This is a genomic window from Streptomyces sp. NPDC051214 (assembly GCF_040682375.1).
Taxonomy (GTDB): domain Bacteria; phylum Actinomycetota; class Actinomycetes; order Streptomycetales; family Streptomycetaceae; genus Streptomyces.
This window is the reverse complement of sequence record NZ_JBFBAT010000015.1, coordinates 144,205-162,200: the sequence shown is the minus strand read 5'-3', so window position 1 is coordinate 162,200 and position 17,996 is coordinate 144,205. Positions and strand designations below refer to the sequence as shown.

Here is a 17,996-nt window from a genome sequence, read left to right as displayed (position 1 = left end):
GCCGGTGTTCCGACCGCACTCGGTGCAGGCCTGCCGATAACGACGATTGCAGGAGTGATTCGCGTGGATCGTGTCGCGCTGCGCGGCCTCAAGGCCCGTGGACACCACGGTGTCTTTCCGCGGGAACGCGAAGAGGGCCAGACCTTCATCGTGGACCTGGTGCTTGGCCTGGACACCCGTGCGGCCGCCGCCGACGACGACCTGGCGAAGACCGTGCACTACGGCATCGTGGCCGAGGAGGTCGTGGCCGCCGTCGAAGGCGACCCGGTGGACCTCATCGAGACCCTCGCCGAGCGCATCGCACAGACGTGTCTGAAGCACGAAGGAGTCCTGGAGGTCGAGGTGTGCGTCCACAAACCGGACGCCCCGATCACCGTCCCCTTCGACGACGTGACCGTCACCATCACCCGGAGCCGAGTATGACCGCGTTTTCCACGCAAGGGCAGAGCGACCCGACCGTCCAGCCGGTGCCCACCGCCGTCGTGGAGCAGGTCGACGCCGCCGACACCACCCTCTCCAACCCGAAACGCGCCGTGATCTCCCTCGGCAGCAACCTCGGCAACCGCCTGGAGACGCTGCAGGGCGCCGTCGACGCCCTGGAGGACACCCCCGGCCTGCGCGTCAAGGCCGTGTCCCCGGTGTACGAGACGGAGCCCTGGGGCGTCGACCCCGGCACGCAGCCGTCGTACTTCAACGCGGTGGTCGTGGTGAAGACGACCCTGCCGCCCTCCTCGCTCCTGGAGCGGGCGCACGCCATCGAGGAGGCCTTCCACCGCGTACGGGACGAGCGCTGGGCCGCCCGCACGATCGACGTCGACATCGTGGCGTACGCGGACATCGTCTCGGACGACCCCGACCTCACGCTCCCCCACCCGCGCGCGCACGAACGCGCCTTCGTCCTGGCCCCCTGGCACGACGTGGAGCCCGAGGCCCAGCTGGCGGGCCGCGGCGATGTGGCCGACCTGCTCGCCAAGGTCACCCGCGAAGGCGTCACGCCCCGCGTCGACCTGGAACTCCGCCTGCCCGAGTAATCGTTAGGGTCTATCGGACCCGCACGATCGAGATCGACGAGAAGCTCGACAAGAAGCGGTCCGTACGACGACGAAGGGTCATCCGTGAAGCAGCTGCGCATCAGGACACTGATCGGCCTCTTCCTGGTGGCCGGCGTGCTGTCCTGGGCGGGCGCCCGGCTGTGGGACTCCGTGGGCACCCTCCCGCGGGTCCCGCTGGCCGCGCCCATCGTGCTCGCGGTGATCGCTGCGGTGCTGCTCGCCACGGCCCTGTCCCTGCGCTCCCGGCTGCGCGCTCAGCGCGAGCGACGCCCGGGAGCCAAGGGCGTCGAGCCGATGATGGCCGCCCGCGCGGTGGTCTTCGGCCAGGCGAGCGCCCTGGTGGCCGCCCTGGTCGCCGGGATGTACGGCGGCACGGGCGCCTTCCTCCTGGAGTACTTGGACGTCCCGTCCCGCCGCGACCAGGCGATCTACGCCGGCTTCTCCCTGGTGGCGGGCATCGCGGTCATAGCGGCCGCCTTCTTCCTCGAGCGCGTCTGCCGGCTCCCGGAGGACGACGACGAGACCGGCGGAACGGCCGCGGCCGCCTGAAGCGGCCGGGCGCGGGCCGTGGCGTCCGCGCGTCCGCTAGCGCGCCATGATCAGGCTCATCGCCTCGTTGCGCGTCGCGGGGTCGCGCAACTGCCCGCGCACCGCCGAGGTGATCGTCTTGGCGCCGGGCTTGCGCACTCCGCGCATGGTCATGCACATGTGCTCGCACTCGACGACGACGATGACGCCGCGCGGTTCGAGGATCTGCATCAACGAGTCGGCGACCTGCGTGGTCAGCCGCTCCTGGACCTGCGGACGGCGTGCGTACACGTCCACGAGGCGGGCGAGCTTCGACAGGCCGGTGATCTTGCCGTCGGAGGACGGGATGTAGCCGACGTGCGCCACACCGTGGAAGGGCACCAGGTGGTGCTCACAGGAGCTCTGCACCTCGATGTCCTTCACCAGGACCATCTCGTCGTGGCCGAGGTCGAACGTCGTCGTCAGGACGTCCTCGGGCTTGAGCCACAGGCCGCCGAATATCTCCTTGTACGCGCGTGCCACGCGGCCCGGAGTCTCCCGCAGGCCCTCGCGGTCCGGGTCCTCCCCGACCGCGATCAGCAGCTCGCGCACGGCGTTCTCGGCGCGCTTCTCGTCGAAAACGCCGATCGTGCCCTCGCCGTCCAGCGTCACGGGGTCGGTCATCTGTGCCTCGTTCCTTGCGTTCCATGCGTCACCGCGTACGAAAGCGCTACTGCGTACGAAAAAACTGCGCCCCCCCAGGCTAGAACCAGGGGGGCGCAGCTTCCATTCCGGGCCTGTTGAGGCGACCGGGGGATCAGCCTTCGGGGCGATCCTCCTTGGTCACGTCGATCGGCGTCTCCGTCGGGCCCGCGGTCACCGCGGGCGTGGCGCCGTTCGCACCGTTCGTCAGTGACAGCTCCCGGGGGGAGAGCACCGGCGGGCGGGTCGAGGGCGTGCGCCGCGAGGAGCCGGTCCACGCCGGGCGGGCCGGACGCTTCACGATGCCGGCGAAGACCTCGGCGATCTGCTCCTTGTTCAGCGTCTCCTTCTCGAGGAGCTGCAGCACCAGGTTGTCGAGAACGTCGCGGTTCTCGACGAGGATCTCCCAGGCTTCGTTGTGCGCGGTCTCGATGAGCTTCTTGACCTCTTCGTCGACCAGCGCCGCGACCTCTTCCGAGTAATCGCGCGGGTGACCCATCTCGCGGCCCAGGAACGGCTCGGTGTTGTCGCCGCCGAACTTGATCGCGCCGAGCCGCTCGGTCATGCCGTACTGCGTGACCATGGCCCGTGCGGTCGCGGTGGCCTTCTCGATGTCGTTCGCCGCGCCCGTCGTCGGGTCGTGGAAGACGAGCTCCTCGGCCGCGCGCCCGCCCAGCATGTACGCCAGCTGGTCGAGCATTTCGTTGCGCGTGGTCGAGTACTTGTCCTCGTCCGGCAGGACCATCGTGTAACCGAGGGCTCTGCCGCGCGACAGGATCGTGATCTTGTGGACCGGGTCCGAGTTCGGAGACGCCGCCGCGACCAGGGCGTGTCCGCCCTCGTGGTACGCGGTGATCTTCTTCTCCTTGTCGGACATGATCCGCGTCCGCTTCTGCGGACCGGCCACGACACGGTCGATCGCCTCGTCGAGCGAGTGGTTGTCGATCAGCTTCTTGTCGCCGCGCGCTGTGAGGAGCGCCGCTTCGTTCAGCACGTTCGACAGGTCGGCGCCGGTGAAGCCCGGCGTACGCCGCGCCACCGCGCCCAGGTCGACGTCCGGGGCGACCGGCTTGCCCTTCTGGTGAACCTTGAGGATCTCCAGACGGCCCTGCATGTCCGGACGGTCGACCGCGATCTGACGGTCGAAACGGCCGGGACGCAGCAGCGCCGGGTCGAGGATGTCGGGGCGGTTCGTGGCGGCGATCAGGATGACGCCGCCCTTCACGTCGAAGCCGTCCATCTCGACGAGCAGCTGGTTCAGCGTCTGCTCGCGCTCGTCGTGACCGCCGCCCATACCGGCACCGCGGTGCCGGCCGACGGCGTCGATCTCGTCGACGAAGACGATCGCCGGGGCGTTCGCCTTGGCCTGCTCGAAGAGGTCACGCACACGCGACGCACCGACACCGACGAACATCTCGACGAAGTCGGAACCGGAGATCGAGTAGAAGGGCACGCCGGCCTCACCCGCGACAGCGCGCGCGAGGAGCGTCTTGCCCGTACCGGGCGGCCCGTACAGGAGCACGCCCTTGGGGATCTTGGCGCCGACGGCCTGGAACTTCGCAGGCTCCTGGAGGAACTCCTTGATCTCGTGGAGTTCCTCGACGGCCTCGTCCGAGCCGGCGACGTCGGAGAACGTCGTCTTCGGGGTGTCCTTGGTGATGAGCTTCGCCTTGGACTTCCCGAACTGCATGACCCGGGAGCCGCCGCCCTGCATCTGATTCATCAGGAACAGGAAGACGACGACGATCAGTACGAAGGGGAGCAGGGAGAGCAGGATGCCGACGAACGGGTTCTGCTTCGACTCCGAGACGGTGTATCCGTCCGGGATCTTCTTGTCCTCGAACTTCTCCTGCAAGGTGTTGGCGATGGCGACGCCCTGGTCGCCGATGTAGCTCGCCTGGATCTTGCTGCTGTCCTTGACCTTCTGGCCGTCCTTGAGCTCGACCTTGATGGTCCGCTCGTCACCGGTCGTGAGCTTGGCGGATTCGACCTTGTCGTCGTTGATCGCCTGCACAACCTGGCCGGTGTCCACCGTCTTGTAGCCGCCGGACGAACCGACGACCTGCATCAACACGACCACGGCAAGGACGGCCAGCACGATCCACATGACTGGCCCACGGAAGTATCGCTTCACGTCCATCCATACGGAGCGAAGACGCCCCGTCCCTCCTGCCATAGTGAGTTTGATAAAGACTGTTCTTCGGACGGTACCCCAGCATTGTCACCCGAAGCCGCACGGGACGGCTGACAAACCCGTCTTCGCATGCTTCAACGCGGGGAAACGGGTGAGGGTTCCCGGCCGCCTCCGACGAGTTGGCCGGGAGAGGGCCGGGAGGCCCGGCGATCAGCCGCCGTAGACGTGCGGGGCGAGGGTGCCGACGAACGGCAGATTGCGGTACTTCTCCGCGTAGTCCAGGCCGTACCCGATGACGAACTCGTTCGGGATGTCGAAGCCGACCCACTCCACGTCGATCGCGACCTTGGCCGCCTCGGGCTTGCGCAGCAGCGTGCACACCTTCAGCGACGCGGGCTCGCGCGAGCCGAGGTTGGAGAGCAGCCAGGACAGCGTCAGACCGGAGTCGATGATGTCCTCGACGATCAGGACGTGCTTGCCCTTGATGTCGGTGTCCAGGTCCTTGAGGATCCGCACCACGCCGGAGGACTGGGTGCCCGCGCCGTACGACGACACGGCCATCCAGTCCATGGTGAGCGGGGTGGACAGCGCACGCGCCAGGTCCGCCATGACCATCACCGCGCCCTTGAGCACACCGACGATCAGCAGGTCCTTGCCCGCGTACTCCGCGTCGATCTTCGCGGCCAGCTCAGCCAGCTTCGCGTCGATCTCTTCCTTGGTGATGAGCACCGACTGAAGGTCGGTGCCCATGTCTTTCGCGTCCACCCGCATCACTTTCGGTCGTCCGTCACACCGGCTGCGCGGAGCCCAGGGGCCCCTCGGTCAACAGCCTTGCCGGATCACCAGTCTGCCACCCTGGCGTTGAGCGACGACTTTGCCCGGGAGATTGATGGCTCCCTGGCCGCGCCAGCCCGTGATCAGCCGGTCGACCTCTTCGAGGTGCCGGGCGAACAGCGCACCGGCCGGGGCGCCCGCCTCGATGGCGGCGCGGCGGACGATGCGGCGGCGGACGGCGGGCGGCAGGGCGTAGAGCTTGGCGCACTCCAGGAGTCCCGCGGCGTCGCGCACGGAAGCTTCCGCCTGCGCGGCCCAGTGGTCCAAGGCGTCGGCGTCGTCCCGGGACAACTGGGCCGTACGGGCGAGTGCTTCCACGACGCCCTTGCCGAGGGCTTTCTCCAGGGCGGGCAGGCCCTCGTGCCGCAGCCGCGAGCGCGTGTAGGCGGGGTCGGTGTTGTGCGGGTCGTCCCAGACGGGCAGCGACTGGACCATGCAGGCCTTGCGGGCGGTCTGCCGGTCGATGTGCAGGAACGGGCGGCGGTAGCGGCGGTCGGCCCCCGGGCCGCCCGACACGGCCGCCATCCCGGACAGGGAGCGGATGCCGGAGCCGCGCGCGAGACCGAGCAGGACGGTCTCCGCCTGGTCGTCGCGGGTGTGGCCGAGGAGGATCGCGGCGGCGCCGTGGCGCTCGGCGACGGAGTCGAGCGCGCCGTATCTCGCGTCGCGGGCCGCGGCCTCGGGGCCGCCGTCCCTGCCGACGTCGACGGCCACGGACTCGATCGGGTCGAGGCCGAGGGCGGTGAGCCGCGAGACGACTTCGGCGGCGCGCAGATCGGACCCGTCCTGCAGTCCGTGGTCGACGGTGACGCCGCCGGCGCGGATGCCGAGTTTGGGGGCCTCGAAGGCGAGGGCGGAGGCGAGCGCCATGGAGTCGGCGCCACCGGAGCAGGCGACAAGCACGAGTGGCGACGTGGCCTGCTCGCGTGGAGGGTGGGGGTGCCCGGGGCGTGCGGGGGTGAGCTCGGGGGTGCGCTGTGCTTCGGGGCGCCGTAGATCGGCGCGCTGGGCGTCGGTGCGCTGTACGTCGGTCAGTACGTCGTGGAGTACGCGGCGAACCGCCAGGCGTATCGCCGCGACCGCAGGATGGGGACCCATGTCCGGTTCCCTTCATGAAGTTCGGGGGTGAGCCTCGGACCTGTCACTCAGGACCACACTCGGGAGATCGGGCCTCAGGCAGATCCCCAGAGGTTAGTCACTCAGAGTGTGTCGATGGTGACAGAGCCGAGCCGTTCCCCGAGCATTGCACGCCTACCCATGGCTCACGGTCCCTCGGACGGGTGATTGCGGGGGCGTTCGCCTGCCATCGGCCGCAACTCGCTCCCCTGCCGCCCTCACTCTCCCTTACGGTGCACCCGCGCGACCCAGTCCGCCGGTTTGGCGATCTCCGACTTGGTGGGCAGCGTGTTCGGCGAAGTCCATACCCGGTTGAAGCCGTCCATTCCGACCTCGCCGACGACCGCGCGCACGAAACGCTCGCCGTCGCGGTATTGGCGCAATTTCGCGTCGAGGCCGAGGAGCTTGCGCAGCGCTTGGTCAAGGCGGCTCGCCCCGCGCGCCCTGCGCTGCTGGAATTTCTCCCGGATCTCGGCGACGGAGGGCACCACGTCGGGTCCGACGCCGTCCATCACGAAGTCCGCGTGACCCTCGAGGAGCGACATGACCGCCGTGAGCCGGGCGAGGATCTCGCGCTGGGCGGGGGTCTGGACCAGCTCGACGATGGAGCGGCCCCCGTCGTCCTCCTCGCCCTCGGGGCGGCCGCCCGCGAGGGACTGCGCCGCTTCCCTGATGCGCTCCAGGACCGTCATCGGGTCGACCTCGGTCTCCGAGAGGAACGCCTGGATCTCGCCCTCCAGGTGGTCGCGCAGCCAGGGCACGGCCGAGAACTGCGTGCGGTGCGTCTCTTCGTGCAGGCACACCCAGAGCCTGAAGTCGTGCGGGTCCACGTCGAGTTCGCGCTCGACGTGCACGATGTTCGGGGCCACGAGGAGGAGCCTGCCGCCGCCGTGCTCCCCCGCCGGGAGATCGCGGGTGGCCGGGGCGAAGGTCTCGTACTGCCCGAGGACGCGGGAGGCGAGGAAGGAGAGCAGCATGCCCAGCTCCACGCCGGTGACCTTGCCGCCGACCGCGCCGAGCACGGCACCCGGGCCGCCGGAGCGGCGGTCCTGCATCTTGTCCAGGAGGGGCTTGAGGATCTCCCGGAAACCGGCGACGTTCGCCTTGATCCATCCGGCGCGGTCGACGACGAGCACCGGGGTGTCGTGAATGTCCTCCGTGCCCATCCGGGTGAAGGCCCGGACGTGCTCCTCCGAGGACTTCGCATGCTTCCGGAGCTCGGCGACGATGGCCCGTGCCTCGTCCCGGCTCACTTCTGGACCCGGCCGCACGAGCCGGGTCGCGGTCGCCACCGCGAGATTCCAGTCGACCATCTCCGCACCACCGATGCTCGTCATGCGTCAACGGTACGTGGTCGTGTCCGCCTGCGGAGGGGGTTGAACCCCGAGATTGCCCCACTCCGCGCCCGTAGGGGTCAACGGGGCGGGGCGGGGGTCAGCGGCAACCGCACTTCGCCACCGCCGACGCCATCGCGTCCAGTGCCGCCTGGGCCGCCTTCGGGTCCGTCGTGCCGGTGGTCATGAAAGCGAAGACCAGGAGGCGGCCTTCCGTGTCGACGACCGTGCCCGCCAGGGTGTTCACGCCCGTCAGGGTGCCGGTCTTGGCGCGGACGACGCCGGTGCCCGGGGAGTCCTTGGGGTAGCGGTCCACCAGGGTGCCCGTGAAGCCCGCCACCGGCAGGCCCGTCACCACGGAGCGCAGTTCGGGGTGGGCGGGGTCGGCGGCGCGGGCCAGGAGCGCGGCGAGCAGTTCGGCCGAGCTGCGGTCGGCGCGGTCCAGGCCACTGCCGTCGGCGAACTTCGTGCCGTCGAGCGGCAGCTGCGCCTTCTTGAGCTGTGCGTCGATCGCCCTGCCCGCGCCGTCGAAGCTCGCGGGCTCCTTCGAGGCGAGCGCCGTCTGGCGGGCCAGGGCCTCGGCGATGTCGTTGTCGCTGTGCGTCAGCATCCGCTCGACGAGCGCCGAGAGGGGCGGTGACTCGACCTCGGCCAGGGAGTCGGCCCGGTCGCTCGCCTTGGACGGGCCGGGCTCCTTCTTGTCCTTGCCGCCCGTGCCGGTCTCGATGCCCTCCTTCTCGAGGAGGCCGGCGAACTTCTTCGCCGCGTCACCCGCCGGGTCGCCCGAGCGCGGGGCGGGGCCGCTGGAGGAGTCGTCGAGGCGGCCCTCGTCGGCCATCAGGGCGCTGACCAGGGTGAGGTTCTCGTTCGGCCCGATGGGGTGCTGCTGCTCCCCGCTGTAGAGCGAGGTGTCGTACGTCAGGGTCACCTTCTCGGTGCCGCGCTCCTTCAGGGCGTGCGCGGTGTCCTCGGCCAGCTCGCGCAGGCTGGCGGCGCTCTTCGCGTAGGGGCCGTCCTTGCGTGCGGTGAGCGTGGGGTCGCCGCCTCCGACCAGGACGACCTCCTTGGAGTCCGGCTCGATGACCGTCTTCGTGGTGATGCGGTGGTCCGCTCCCGCCGAGGTCAGCGCCGCGACCGCCGTGGCGATCTTGGTGGTGGAGGCGGGCGTCAGGGCCTCGCCGCCGCCCTTGCCGTAGACGCGCCGCCCGGTGCCCGCGTCGATCACGACCGCCGAGCGTTCGGGGCCCAGCGCCTCGGCCTTCAGGAGCGGGTCGAGGACGCCCGCCACCGCCTTGCCGTCCGGTGCGGGCGCGGAGCCGCCGTGTGCGGTGCCCGCGGGCACTCCGAGGCTCTTGAGGACGGACGGGGCGCTCGGGGCGGCCGCGGGAGCCCGTCCGGACGTACGACCGCCGTGATCTGTGCCACCCCCGGCTTCCTGAGCGGCCGCCCAGTCCCGCTCGGCCGTACGCTGACCGGAGGAGTCCCAGGGGCCGGCCGCGGCCACGGCACCGGCCGCGATCGCGAGTCCGACGGTGGCCGCACCCGCCGTGAGCTGCAAGGTCTTGCGCTTCGCAGGAATCTTGAGAGCGGCGGAGATCTTGGGAGCCGACGGCTTGGGAAGCTGCTCGAGCAGCTTCCCGATCTGCTGCCGGGTCTGCTGCCAAGGCTTGAGCTCGGGCACGACGACCAGCCCCTTTCGCGATCACACATCTGCGTGAGGGACACTTAACCACCCGAAGTATGTGCTGATCATGGAGGAGCCACCCGTGGAGTTCGACGTCACCATCGAGATTCCGAAGGGTTCGCGGAACAAGTACGAGGTGGACCACGAGACCGGCCGGATCCGCTTGGACCGTCGCCTCTTCACGTCAACCAGCTACCCCGCGGACTACGGCTTCGTCGAGAACACCCTCGGCGAGGACGGTGACCCGCTGGACGCCCTCGTCATCCTGGACGAGCCGACCTTCCCGGGCTGCCTCATCAAGTGCCGCGCGATCGGCATGTTCCGGATGACCGACGAGGCGGGCGGCGACGACAAGCTGCTCTGCGTCCCGGCGTCGGACCCCCGCGTGGAGCACCTGCGCGACATCCACCACGTCTCCGAGTTCGACCGCCTGGAGATCCAGCACTTCTTCGAGGTCTACAAGGACCTGGAGCCCGGCAAGTCCGTCGAGGGCGCCGACTGGGTCGGCCGCGCGGACGCCGAGGCCGAGATCGAGAAGTCGTACAAGCGTGCGGAGGCCCAGGGCCACTGAGTGCCCCTGCCCTCCGCTGACGGGCCGCGCGATCTTCACGAAGACCGCGCGGCCCGTTCGCGTATCTGTGCGCATACTGTTCGTACTGGAGGTGCACAAGGTACGTATGTGGGAGCGAGGCAGTGAAAGTGGCTGACCAGGAGGCCGAAGACCGCAAGCCACAGTCGGACGAGGCACGGAGTGCGTTCACTCAGCCCACCGGCGTGATGCAGCAGCCACCGCCACCCGAGGACGAGTCGCAGACGACCTCCGAGTTCGCGATTCCGAACGGCCTGGCGAATCCCGCGTCGACCACGCAGGAGACGGAGAAGTCGGCGTTCACCACGCCGCACACCTACAGCTCCCGCAACGCGCCCCCCGCGTTCACGCCCCCGCACGGCATACCCCTGGTGAAGCTCACCAAGGAGACGCCCTGGCAGGACCAGATGCGCACGATGCTGCGCATGCCGGTCGCCGAGCGGCCCACTCCGGAGGCCACCCAGAAGCACGAGGACGAGACCGGGCCCGCGGTGCCGCGTGTGCTCGACCTGACGCTGCGTATCGGCGAGCTGCTCCTGGCGGGCGGCGAGGGCGCCGAGGACGTGGAAGCGGCGATGTTCGCGGTCTGCCGCAGTTACGGCCTGGACCGCTGCGAGCCGACCGTCACGTTCACGCTGCTCTCGATCTCGCACCAGCCGTCCCTGGTGGAGGACCCGGTCACCGCCTCCAGGACGGTGCGCCGCCGGGGCACCGACTACACCCGTCTCGCGGCCGTCTTCCAGCTGGTGGACGACATCAGCGACACGGACATCGACATCACCCTGGAAGAGGCCTACCGCCGTCTGGCGGCGATCCGGCGTAACCGTCACCCGTACCCCGGATGGGCGCTCACGGCGGCCAGCGGGCTGCTCGCGGGTTCGGCATCCGTGCTCGTCGGCGGTGGCGCGCTGGTCTTCCTGGTCGCGGCGTTCGGCGCGATGCTCGGCGACCGGCTCGCCTGGCTGTGCGCGGGCCGCGGACTCCCGGAGTTCTACCAGTTCGTGGGCGCCGCGATGCCGCCCGCCGCGATGGGCGTCACGCTCAGCCTGGTGCACTCCCAGGAGGTCAACGCCTCCGCCGTGATCACCGGTGGCCTCTTCGCGCTGATCCCGGGAAGAGCCCTGGTCGCGGGCGTCCAGGACGGCCTGACCGGCTACTACATCACGGCGGCCGCCCGCCTGCTGGAGGTCTGCTATCTCGTCGTGGGCATCGTCTGCGGCGTCCTGCTCGTCCTGTCACTCGGCGTGATGCTCGACGCGACGAGCCTGCAGCCGGAGACGGCGTTCGTGGCGACCGACTCGCGACCGGTGATCCAGATCCTGGCGTCGATGGCGCTGAGTCTCGCCTTCGCGATACTGCTCCAGCAGGAACGTCACACCGTGCTGATGGTGACCCTCAACGGCGGTATCGCCTGGGTCATGTACGGGGCGCTCGCCCAGACGTCGATCGCACTCTCGCCGGTCGCCGCGACGGCCGTCGCGGCCGGGCTCGTGGGCCTGTTCGGCCAGCTCTTCTCGCGCTACCGCTTCGCTTCTTCACTGCCGTACGTCACCGCGGCCATCGGCCCGCTGCTGCCCGGTAGCGCCACGTACTTCGGTCTGCTCGCCCTGGCCCAGAACGACATGAACACGGGCATCAACTCGCTCACCAAGGCGGCGGCGACGGCCCTTGCCATCGCGATCGGCGTGAACCTCGGAAGCGAGGTCTCGCGGATGATCCTCAAGATCCCGGGCGCCACCACCGCGGCGAACCGCCGCGCAGCCAAGCGGACCCGAGGCTTCTAGCCCCGGGTCCACGGGCGGGTGCTCTAGCGCTTCGCGTGCCGGCCGCGTGAGGCCGGGGCCGCCCCGGGGGCCTCGCCCTCGGCGGCCGCGGCCTTCTTGGACTTGCTGCGCGCCCGCAGGAACTCGATCACGATCGGCACCACCGAGATCAGGACGATCAGAATGAGGATCGCCTCGATGTTCTTGTGCACGAAGTCGATCTTGCCGAGCCAGGCGCCGAGCAGCGTGACACCGGCACCCCAGAGGATGCCGCCGATGATGTTGAACGTGATGAACGAGCGGTACCGCATGCCGCTGACGCCGGCGATGATCGGCGTGAACGTCCGCACGATGGGCACGAAGCGGGCCAGGACCAGCGACTTCGGGCCGTACTTCTCGAAGAACTCGTGCGCCTTGACCACGTTCTCCTGCTTGAACAGCTTGGAGTCCGGGCGGTTGAAGAGCGCGGGGCCGACCTTCTTGCCGAAGAGGTAGCCCGCCTGGTCGCCGAGGATCGCGGCGATGCAGATGAGGACGATGCAGAGCCAGAGCGGGAAGTCGAGCTGCTTCGTCGTGATCAGCAGACCCGTCGTGAACAGCAGCGAGTCACCCGGCAGGAAGAAGCCGATGAGCAGGCCCGACTCGGCGAAGACGATCGCGAGCAGACCCCAGACCCCGAACGTGTTCAGGAGGTAATCCGGATCCAGCCAGCTTGGTCCGAGCGCAAGCGTCGTCACGGTTCGGGGCTCCTGTGGGTGAGAGGGCGATGCGGCGGGGGGGATGGCCGCCCAAAGCTATCAACGCGAGGTGACGTGCCCAGGTTCCAGCGTTCTTCCCAGGGTGCACTGCGTGTGTTCCGGGGCAAAGCTGTGTGCATGGGTATCGAAGACTTCGGCGGTGGCACCGATCCGCTCTCCGACGTACTGGTCGTGACGACGAACGACGTACCGGGCTACCGCGTACAACAGGTTATCGGTGAGGTCTTCGGCCTCACCGTCCGCTCCCGCCACTTGGGCAGCCAGATCGGCGCCGGCCTCAAGTCCATGATCGGCGGCGAGTTGAAGGGACTCACGAAGACGCTGGTGGAGACCCGGAACCAGGCCATGGAGCGCCTCATCGAGCAGGCACGCGCGCGAGGCGCCAACGCGGTCCTGATGATGCGCTTCGACGTGACCGAGGCCGCGGACGTCGGCACCGAGGTGTGCGCCTACGGCACGGCAGCCGTGATCACCAAGGAGCAGTGACGTACGAGCAAGCCGTGACGTAGCGGACAAGAGGCACAGCGCGACGCGTAAGGGGCGCCCACCCAAGGTGAACGCCCCTTACCCGTGCCCCCGCTCAGCCGTCCCCCCGCTCAGCCGTTCCCCGCTCAGCCGTTGCGCGCCGCGTTCGCCACGATCGCGTCCCGCATGTAGACGGCGAGTCCGGGCCGGATCGCCTCATAGGTGGCCGTGAACCGCTCGTCCGCCACGTACATCTCGCCGAGGCAGGTGTGGAGCTCGTGCGAGCAGGTGTAGTGGAAGCGCGTGATGGAGGCGCGGTGTTCCTCCGCCGTGTCCATCGCCTCCACGGAGTCCGCGGGCAGGCCCTGGGCGAGCAGGTCCCCCATGCGCGCGTGCACCGCGTTGAACGCGTCGTTGATCCGCTGCCAGTCCTCCTTGGTGTACGAGGCCGCCTTGCGCTGCGACTCCTTGTACGCGTCGGTGTCGCCCCAGCGGCGCTCGACCTCCTCCGCGTACTGGTCGGGGTCGCCCCCGAAGACCTCGAACTTCTCCTCGGGCGTGAGGTTGATGCCCATCTTCTTAGCCTCCATGGCGTTCTCGACGGCGGCGGCCATCTCCTGGAGCTTGGTGATCCTCGCGGCCAGCAGTTCGTGCTGACGGCGCAGGTGCACCCGCAGGTCCGTCTCCGGGTCGTCCAGAAGGGCCGCCACCTCGTCCAGGGGGAAGCCGAGCTCGCGGTAGAACAGGATCTGCTGCAGCCGGTCCAGGTCGGCGTCGTTGTAACGCCGGTGGCCCGCGTGGCTGCGCTCGCCGGGTGCGAGCAGGCCGATCTCGTCGTAGTGGTGCAGCGTGCGCACCGTCACTCCGGCGAAACCGGCGACCTGTCCCACGGAATAGCTCACGTGGCTCATGGCTTGCGCCCCTCTCTCGGTACACACCACAGCCTGGATCCTCACGTCACGTGAGGTGCAAGTGCAGACCCCGGCAGCCGCCCATATCCTCGCCAGAGGGGACATGAAAGGCACGCCAGAGAACCTCACGGCTTCGAGGAGACCGCCCATGCCGCTCCACCGCAGCGAGGACCCGAACGGCGACTCCAAGGGGCGCACCCTCGCGGTGAACCCCTTCTACGGAGAGACGAACCCGGTCAGCGGCATGACCGAGGCCCCGCCCAAGCACCGCCTCCCCGACGGGCCGCTGCCGCCCACGACGGCGTACCAGCTGGTGCACGACGAGCTGATGCTGGACGGCAACTCACGGCTGAACCTCGCCACCTTCGTCACGACGTGGATGGAGCCGCAGGCCGGCGTCCTCATGACGGAGTGCCGGGACAAGAACATGATCGACAAGGACGAGTATCCGCACACCGCCGAGCTGGAGCGGCGCTGCGTGGCCATGCTCGCCGACCTGTGGCACGCGCCGGACCCCGCGGGCGCCGTCGGCTGCTCGACGACCGGGTCGAGCGAGGCGTGCATGCTGGCCGGGATGGCGCTCAAGCGCCGCTGGGCCAAGGACAAGCGGAACAGCGACCGTTACCCCTCCCCCACCGCGCGCCCGAACCTGGTCATGGGCGTCAACGTCCAGGTCTGCTGGGACAAGTTCTGCAACTTCTGGGAGGTCGAGGCGCGCCAGGTCCCCATGGAGGGCGACCGCTTCCACCTCGACCCGGAGGCCGCCGCCGAGCTCTGCGACGAGAACACCATCGGCGTGGTGGCGGTGCTCGGCTCCACCTTCGACGGGTCGTACGAGCCGGTGGCCGAGCTCTGCGCGGCGCTCGACGACCTCCAGGAGCGCACCGGACTCGACATCCCCGTGCACGTCGACGGGGCGTCCGGCGCGATGGTGGCGCCGTTCCTCGACGAGGACCTGGAGTGGGACTTCCGGCTGCCGAGGGTGGCCTCCATCAACACGTCGGGCCACAAATACGGCCTGGTCTACCCGGGCGTCGGCTGGGCGCTGTGGCGGGACGCGGACGCGCTGCCGGAGGAGCTGGTCTTCCGGGTGAACTACCTCGGCGGTGACATGCCGACGTTCGCGCTGAACTTCTCCCGTCCCGGCGCGCAGGTCGCCGCGCAGTACTACACGTTCCTGCGTCTGGGCCGCGAGGGCTACCGGGCCGTCCAGCAGGCGGCCAGGGACGTCGCCGGCGGCCTCGCGGAACGCATCGAGGCCCTCGGCGACTTCCGGATGATCACGCGCGGGGACCAGCTGCCGGTGTTCGCCTTCACGACGCGGGACGACGTGAAGGCGTACGACGTCTTCGACGTGTCCCGGCGGCTTCGCGAGCGCGGCTGGCTGGTCCCCGCGTACACCTTCCCGGCCCACCGCGAGGATCTGGCGGTCCTGCGCGTGGTCTGCCGCAACGGCTTCACGGCAGACCTCGCGGAGCTCTTCCTGGAGGATCTGAGCAGCCTCCTGCCCGAGCTGCGGCGCCAGCCGCACCCCTTCACCCGGGACAGGGACGCGGCGACGAGCTTCCACCACTAGGGCCCCTGGCGGCTACTTGCTCAGGCCCCCGAACCTGCGCACCGCGAGCGGCATGAACACCCCCACGAGCACCACGGGCCACACCACCGCGAGCAGGCCCGCGTGCTCGGCGGCCCATGAAGTGCCCACGACGCCGGGGTCGTTGCCGAACAGGTCGCGGACCGCCGTGGCCGTCGCCGACATCGGGTTCCACTCGACCGTGGCGCCGAGCCAGCCCGGCATGTTCTGCGGGACGGTGAAGGCGTTGGAGAGGAAGCCGACCGGCCAGACCAGGATCTGCACGGCCATGACCAGCTCCGGCTTGCCCGCCACCATCGCCAGGTGGATGCCGATCCACAGCATCGCGAACCGCAGCAGGAGCAGCAGCCCGACCGCGCCGAGCGCCGCCCCGAACGAGCCGTGCCAGCGCCAGCCGATCGCGAGGCCGACGCCGATCATGACGAGCAGCGAGGTGAGCGACTGGAGCATGTCCGCGACCGAACGGCCCACCAGGACCGCGCCGTTGGTCATCGGCATGGACCGGAAGCGGTCGATCACGCCCTTGTTGAGGTCCTGGGTGACGGCGACCATCGTCGCGTCCAGGCCGAAGGCCATGGTCAGCGCGAACATGCCGGGCACCAGGAACTCGGCGTAGTCACCCGCGATGCCCTTCCCGCCGCCGATCAGGTAGTTGAACATCAGCAGCAGCATCACCGGGAAGACCAGGCCGACGAGCACCTGCACGGGCTGGCGTGCCCAGTGCGCGAGTTCGCGCCGTGTCATGGTCCAGGAGTCGATCGCGGCCCACCGCAGGGGCGTGCCGCTCGCCGCCGGCAGACGGCCTGTCGTCGTCGCGCTCACACGGTCTCCTTCATGCGTTCCTGGTCGTTCGCGGGGCCCGTGAGGCGCAGGAACGCCTCGTCCAGGGTCGGCCTGCGCACCGCGATGTCCTCGGCCTCCACACCGGCCTCGCGCAGGGCCTGTACGACGCCGGTGAGCGCCTCCATGCGGTCGGCCACCGGCGCGCTGGCCAGGCGGCGGTCCGCGTCCACGGTGGCGTCGCCGGGCAGGAGGCGTGCCACCAGGCCTAGTTGGGCCGCGTCGCGCACCACCACGTCGATGCGGTCGCCGCCCGTCTTCGACTTGAGCTCGTCCGCCGTGCCGTCCGCGATGACCCGGCCCCGGTCGATCACCGAGATACGGTGGGCGAGCTGGTCGGCCTCTTCGAGGTACTGCGTGGTGAGCAGCACCGTCGTGCCGCCGTCGACCAGCGAGCGCACCGCCTCCCAGACCTCCGTGCGTCCGCGCGGGTCGAGCCCGGTCGTCGGCTCGTCCAGGAACAGCACGTCGGGCTCCGTGATGAGCGAGGCCGCCAGGTCCAGACGGCGCCGCATGCCGCCGCTGTACTGCTTGACCGCCTTGCGGCCGGTCTCCCCGAGCCCGAAGCGCTCCAGGAGCTCGTCGGCCCGCACGCGCGCGTGCCGGGCGCCCAGGTGATGGAGCCGCCCGAACATGTCCAGGTTCTGTCGGCCGCTCAACTCCTCGTCCAGGGCGGCGTGCTGGCCGAGCAGCCCGATGCGCCTGCGCACCTCGTCGGGACTGCGCCGCACGTCGTACCCGGCGACCTCCACCCGTCCCTCGTCCGCCCGCAACAGCGTGGCGAGCACCCGCACCGCGGTGGTCTTGCCGGCGCCGTTCGGGCCGAGCACGCCGTGCACCGTGCCGCGCCCGACCGTCAGGTCAAGGCCGTCGAGCGCCCACTTCTCCCCGTACCGCTTCCGTGCGCCCTCGACGACGATCGCGTCCGTCATCCGTCTCCCTCCGAGCCCTTGCTCCACGTAGTCAAACTTGACTACGAGCCCAACACGAGGGAAGGTATCCCCGAATCCGGGATTAGTCAAACTTGATCAGTGATGACGGCCCGCCGCTCAGCGCTCGTCCCCCGCATGCGGCTCCCCGGCCCCGAACGGGTTCACCTCACCCTCGGCGAGGACGCCGACGAAGGGCTCACCCTCCCCCGCGAACGTGTACGCGCCACCCTCGATCCGCTCGATCAGGCCGCGCGTCCACTCCACGCCCCCGTCGGCCGTGTGGACCCAGAGGTTCATGATCTCGCCGATGTGCCCGAGCTGCTCCGGGCCCTCCTCCGGCGTGTAGTACTCGGTCACGGACCTGCGCCACTCCTCGATGCCCGCCACCCGCTGCTTCAGCAGGTCGACCGCCTCACCACGGGGCAGGTCGACGATGAAGCCGAGGGCCGCGGAGAGCATGTCGGGGCGCTGGTCGTACGAGACCAGGTTCGACCGGAGCAGATTCAGGAACTCCTCGGTGCCCGCCTCGGTGATCTCGTACTCCGTGCGCGGCGGGCCGCCCGCCGTCGACGGGGCGATCTCGTGCGCGAGCAGCAGGCCTTGCTTGGCCATCTGCTTCAGCGCGTGGTAGATCGAGCCGGGCTTGGCGTTGGACCACTCGTGGGCGCCCCAGTACTCCAGGTCGTTGCGGACCTGATAGCCGTGGGCCCGCCCGTGCTGGCGGACGGCGCCGAGGACAAGGAGTCGGATCGCCGACATCAAAGCCACCTCCTTCTAATCA

General features: G+C 69.6%; 18 protein-coding genes. 7 read left to right on the top strand and 11 right to left on the bottom strand.

Annotated elements, in window-relative coordinates; all coding sequences use genetic code 11:
- Nucleotides 1-63: 63 nt before the first annotated feature.
- The 3 genes from folB (at nt 64) to AB0M70_RS33685 (ending at nt 1,601) form a co-directional block, all read left to right on the top strand.
- On the top strand, nt 64-423 hold the full coding sequence (gene folB, locus AB0M70_RS33695; RefSeq protein WP_363210595.1) for a dihydroneopterin aldolase: 360 nt from the start codon (nt 64-66) through the stop codon (nt 421-423).
- Nucleotides 420-1,031: a 2-amino-4-hydroxy-6-hydroxymethyldihydropteridine diphosphokinase gene (folK, locus tag AB0M70_RS33690; protein ID WP_365826088.1), complete on the top strand. Its 612-nt coding sequence runs from the start codon at nt 420-422 to the stop codon at nt 1,029-1,031. The genes folB and folK overlap by 4 nt, the downstream gene beginning before the upstream one ends.
- Nucleotides 1,032-1,115: 84 nt before the next feature.
- A complete protein-coding gene (locus tag AB0M70_RS33685; RefSeq protein WP_365826086.1) occupies nt 1,116-1,601 on the top strand; it encodes a DUF3180 domain-containing protein in 486 nt (161 codons plus the stop codon).
- A gap of 36 nt (nt 1,602-1,637) precedes the next feature.
- Here the strand turns inward: AB0M70_RS33685 and folE are convergent, their stop codons facing one another.
- From folE to dacB, 6 genes are all read right to left on the bottom strand, one after another.
- Nucleotides 1,638-2,243 (bottom strand): GTP cyclohydrolase I FolE, encoded by a 606-nt coding sequence (folE, locus tag AB0M70_RS33680; protein WP_365826084.1) that lies wholly within the window; start codon nt 2,241-2,243, stop codon nt 1,638-1,640.
- A 133-nt stretch (nt 2,244-2,376) separates the two neighbouring features.
- Complete coding sequence (gene ftsH / locus AB0M70_RS33675; RefSeq protein WP_363210592.1) at nt 2,377-4,401, bottom strand: ATP-dependent zinc metalloprotease FtsH; 2,025 nt, start codon at nt 4,399-4,401, stop codon at nt 2,377-2,379.
- Between the two features lie 204 nt (nt 4,402-4,605).
- Nucleotides 4,606-5,166, bottom strand: coding sequence for a hypoxanthine phosphoribosyltransferase (hpt, locus tag AB0M70_RS33670; RefSeq protein WP_135330538.1), 561 nt, complete (start codon nt 5,164-5,166; stop codon nt 4,606-4,608).
- A 51-nt stretch (nt 5,167-5,217) separates the two neighbouring features.
- The gene (gene tilS, locus AB0M70_RS33665; RefSeq protein WP_365826081.1) at nt 5,218-6,327 is read right to left on the bottom strand and encodes a tRNA lysidine(34) synthetase TilS; all 1,110 of its coding nucleotides are present in this window, start codon (nt 6,325-6,327) and stop codon (nt 5,218-5,220) included.
- A gap of 236 nt (nt 6,328-6,563) precedes the next feature.
- On the bottom strand, nt 6,564-7,682 hold the full coding sequence (locus AB0M70_RS33660) for a zinc-dependent metalloprotease (RefSeq protein ID WP_365826079.1): 1,119 nt from the start codon (nt 7,680-7,682) through the stop codon (nt 6,564-6,566).
- A gap of 97 nt (nt 7,683-7,779) precedes the next feature.
- Complete coding sequence (gene dacB / locus AB0M70_RS33655) at nt 7,780-9,360, bottom strand: D-alanyl-D-alanine carboxypeptidase/D-alanyl-D-alanine-endopeptidase (RefSeq protein ID WP_365826077.1); 1,581 nt, start codon at nt 9,358-9,360, stop codon at nt 7,780-7,782.
- A gap of 85 nt (nt 9,361-9,445) precedes the next feature.
- Between dacB and AB0M70_RS33650 the strand changes: the two genes are divergently transcribed.
- The gene (locus AB0M70_RS33650; RefSeq protein ID WP_135330561.1) at nt 9,446-9,934 is read left to right on the top strand and encodes an inorganic diphosphatase; all 489 of its coding nucleotides are present in this window, start codon (nt 9,446-9,448) and stop codon (nt 9,932-9,934) included.
- A gap of 128 nt (nt 9,935-10,062) precedes the next feature.
- The gene (locus AB0M70_RS33645) at nt 10,063-11,736 is read left to right on the top strand and encodes a threonine/serine exporter family protein (RefSeq protein ID WP_365826075.1); all 1,674 of its coding nucleotides are present in this window, start codon (nt 10,063-10,065) and stop codon (nt 11,734-11,736) included.
- A 23-nt stretch (nt 11,737-11,759) separates the two neighbouring features.
- Here the strand turns inward: AB0M70_RS33645 and AB0M70_RS33640 are convergent, their stop codons facing one another.
- A complete protein-coding gene (locus AB0M70_RS33640; RefSeq protein WP_365826073.1) occupies nt 11,760-12,452 on the bottom strand; it encodes a VTT domain-containing protein in 693 nt (230 codons plus the stop codon).
- A 138-nt stretch (nt 12,453-12,590) separates the two neighbouring features.
- Here AB0M70_RS33640 and AB0M70_RS33635 point away from each other — a divergent pair, with 138 nt between their 5' ends.
- Complete coding sequence (locus AB0M70_RS33635; protein ID WP_365826071.1) at nt 12,591-12,959, top strand: YbjQ family protein; 369 nt, start codon at nt 12,591-12,593, stop codon at nt 12,957-12,959.
- A 125-nt stretch (nt 12,960-13,084) separates the two neighbouring features.
- On the opposite strand, the gene AB0M70_RS33630 is transcribed toward AB0M70_RS33635, so the two are convergent.
- Nucleotides 13,085-13,840: a MerR family transcriptional regulator gene (locus AB0M70_RS33630; RefSeq protein ID WP_365826215.1), complete on the bottom strand. Its 756-nt coding sequence runs from the start codon at nt 13,838-13,840 to the stop codon at nt 13,085-13,087.
- Nucleotides 13,841-13,997: 157 nt separating this feature from the next.
- On the opposite strand from AB0M70_RS33630, the gene AB0M70_RS33625 reads away from it, so the two are divergent.
- Nucleotides 13,998-15,425 carry a glutamate decarboxylase gene (locus AB0M70_RS33625; RefSeq protein WP_365826069.1) on the top strand — a complete coding sequence of 476 codons (1,428 nt, stop codon included), beginning with the start codon at nt 13,998-14,000 and terminating at the stop codon, nt 15,423-15,425.
- Between the two features lie 12 nt (nt 15,426-15,437).
- Here the strand turns inward: AB0M70_RS33625 and AB0M70_RS33620 are convergent, their stop codons facing one another.
- From AB0M70_RS33620 to AB0M70_RS33610, 3 genes are all read right to left on the bottom strand, one after another.
- Nucleotides 15,438-16,187 (bottom strand): ABC transporter permease, encoded by a 750-nt coding sequence (locus AB0M70_RS33620; RefSeq protein WP_365826213.1) that lies wholly within the window; start codon nt 16,185-16,187, stop codon nt 15,438-15,440.
- 74 nt (nt 16,188-16,261) lie between these two features.
- Entirely contained in the window at nt 16,262-17,215 is a 954-nt protein-coding gene (locus tag AB0M70_RS33615) for an ATP-binding cassette domain-containing protein (protein ID WP_365826067.1), read from the bottom strand.
- A gap of 117 nt (nt 17,216-17,332) precedes the next feature.
- On the bottom strand, nt 17,333-17,974 hold the full coding sequence (locus AB0M70_RS33610; protein ID WP_365826065.1) for a PadR family transcriptional regulator: 642 nt from the start codon (nt 17,972-17,974) through the stop codon (nt 17,333-17,335).
- Between the last annotated feature and the right edge of the window lie 22 nt (nt 17,975-17,996).

What these genes read in the sequence shown, in the direction of transcription:
- folK (WP_365826088.1), top strand. Translation starts at nt 420, where the DNA reads ATGACCGCGTTTTCCACGCAAGGGCAGAGCGACCCGACCGTCCAGCCG.
- folE (WP_365826084.1), bottom strand. Translation starts at nt 2,243, where the DNA reads ATGACCGACCCCGTGACGCTGGACGGCGAGGGCACGATCGGCGTTTTC.
- ftsH (WP_363210592.1), bottom strand. Translation starts at nt 4,401, where the DNA reads ATGGACGTGAAGCGATACTTCCGTGGGCCAGTCATGTGGATCGTGCTG.
- hpt (WP_135330538.1), bottom strand. Translation starts at nt 5,166, where the DNA reads ATGCGGGTGGACGCGAAAGACATGGGCACCGACCTTCAGTCGGTGCTC.
- tilS (WP_365826081.1), bottom strand. Translation starts at nt 6,327, where the DNA reads ATGGGTCCCCATCCTGCGGTCGCGGCGATACGCCTGGCGGTTCGCCGC.
- AB0M70_RS33660 (WP_365826079.1), bottom strand. Translation starts at nt 7,682, where the DNA reads ATGACGAGCATCGGTGGTGCGGAGATGGTCGACTGGAATCTCGCGGTG.
- AB0M70_RS33635 (WP_365826071.1), top strand. Translation starts at nt 12,591, where the DNA reads ATGGGTATCGAAGACTTCGGCGGTGGCACCGATCCGCTCTCCGACGTA.
- AB0M70_RS33625 (WP_365826069.1), top strand. Translation starts at nt 13,998, where the DNA reads ATGCCGCTCCACCGCAGCGAGGACCCGAACGGCGACTCCAAGGGGCGC.
- AB0M70_RS33620 (WP_365826213.1), bottom strand. Translation starts at nt 16,187, where the DNA reads ATGACACGGCGCGAACTCGCGCACTGGGCACGCCAGCCCGTGCAGGTG.
- AB0M70_RS33615 (WP_365826067.1), bottom strand. Translation starts at nt 17,215, where the DNA reads ATGACGGACGCGATCGTCGTCGAGGGCGCACGGAAGCGGTACGGGGAG.
- AB0M70_RS33610 (WP_365826065.1), bottom strand. Translation starts at nt 17,974, where the DNA reads ATGTCGGCGATCCGACTCCTTGTCCTCGGCGCCGTCCGCCAGCACGGG.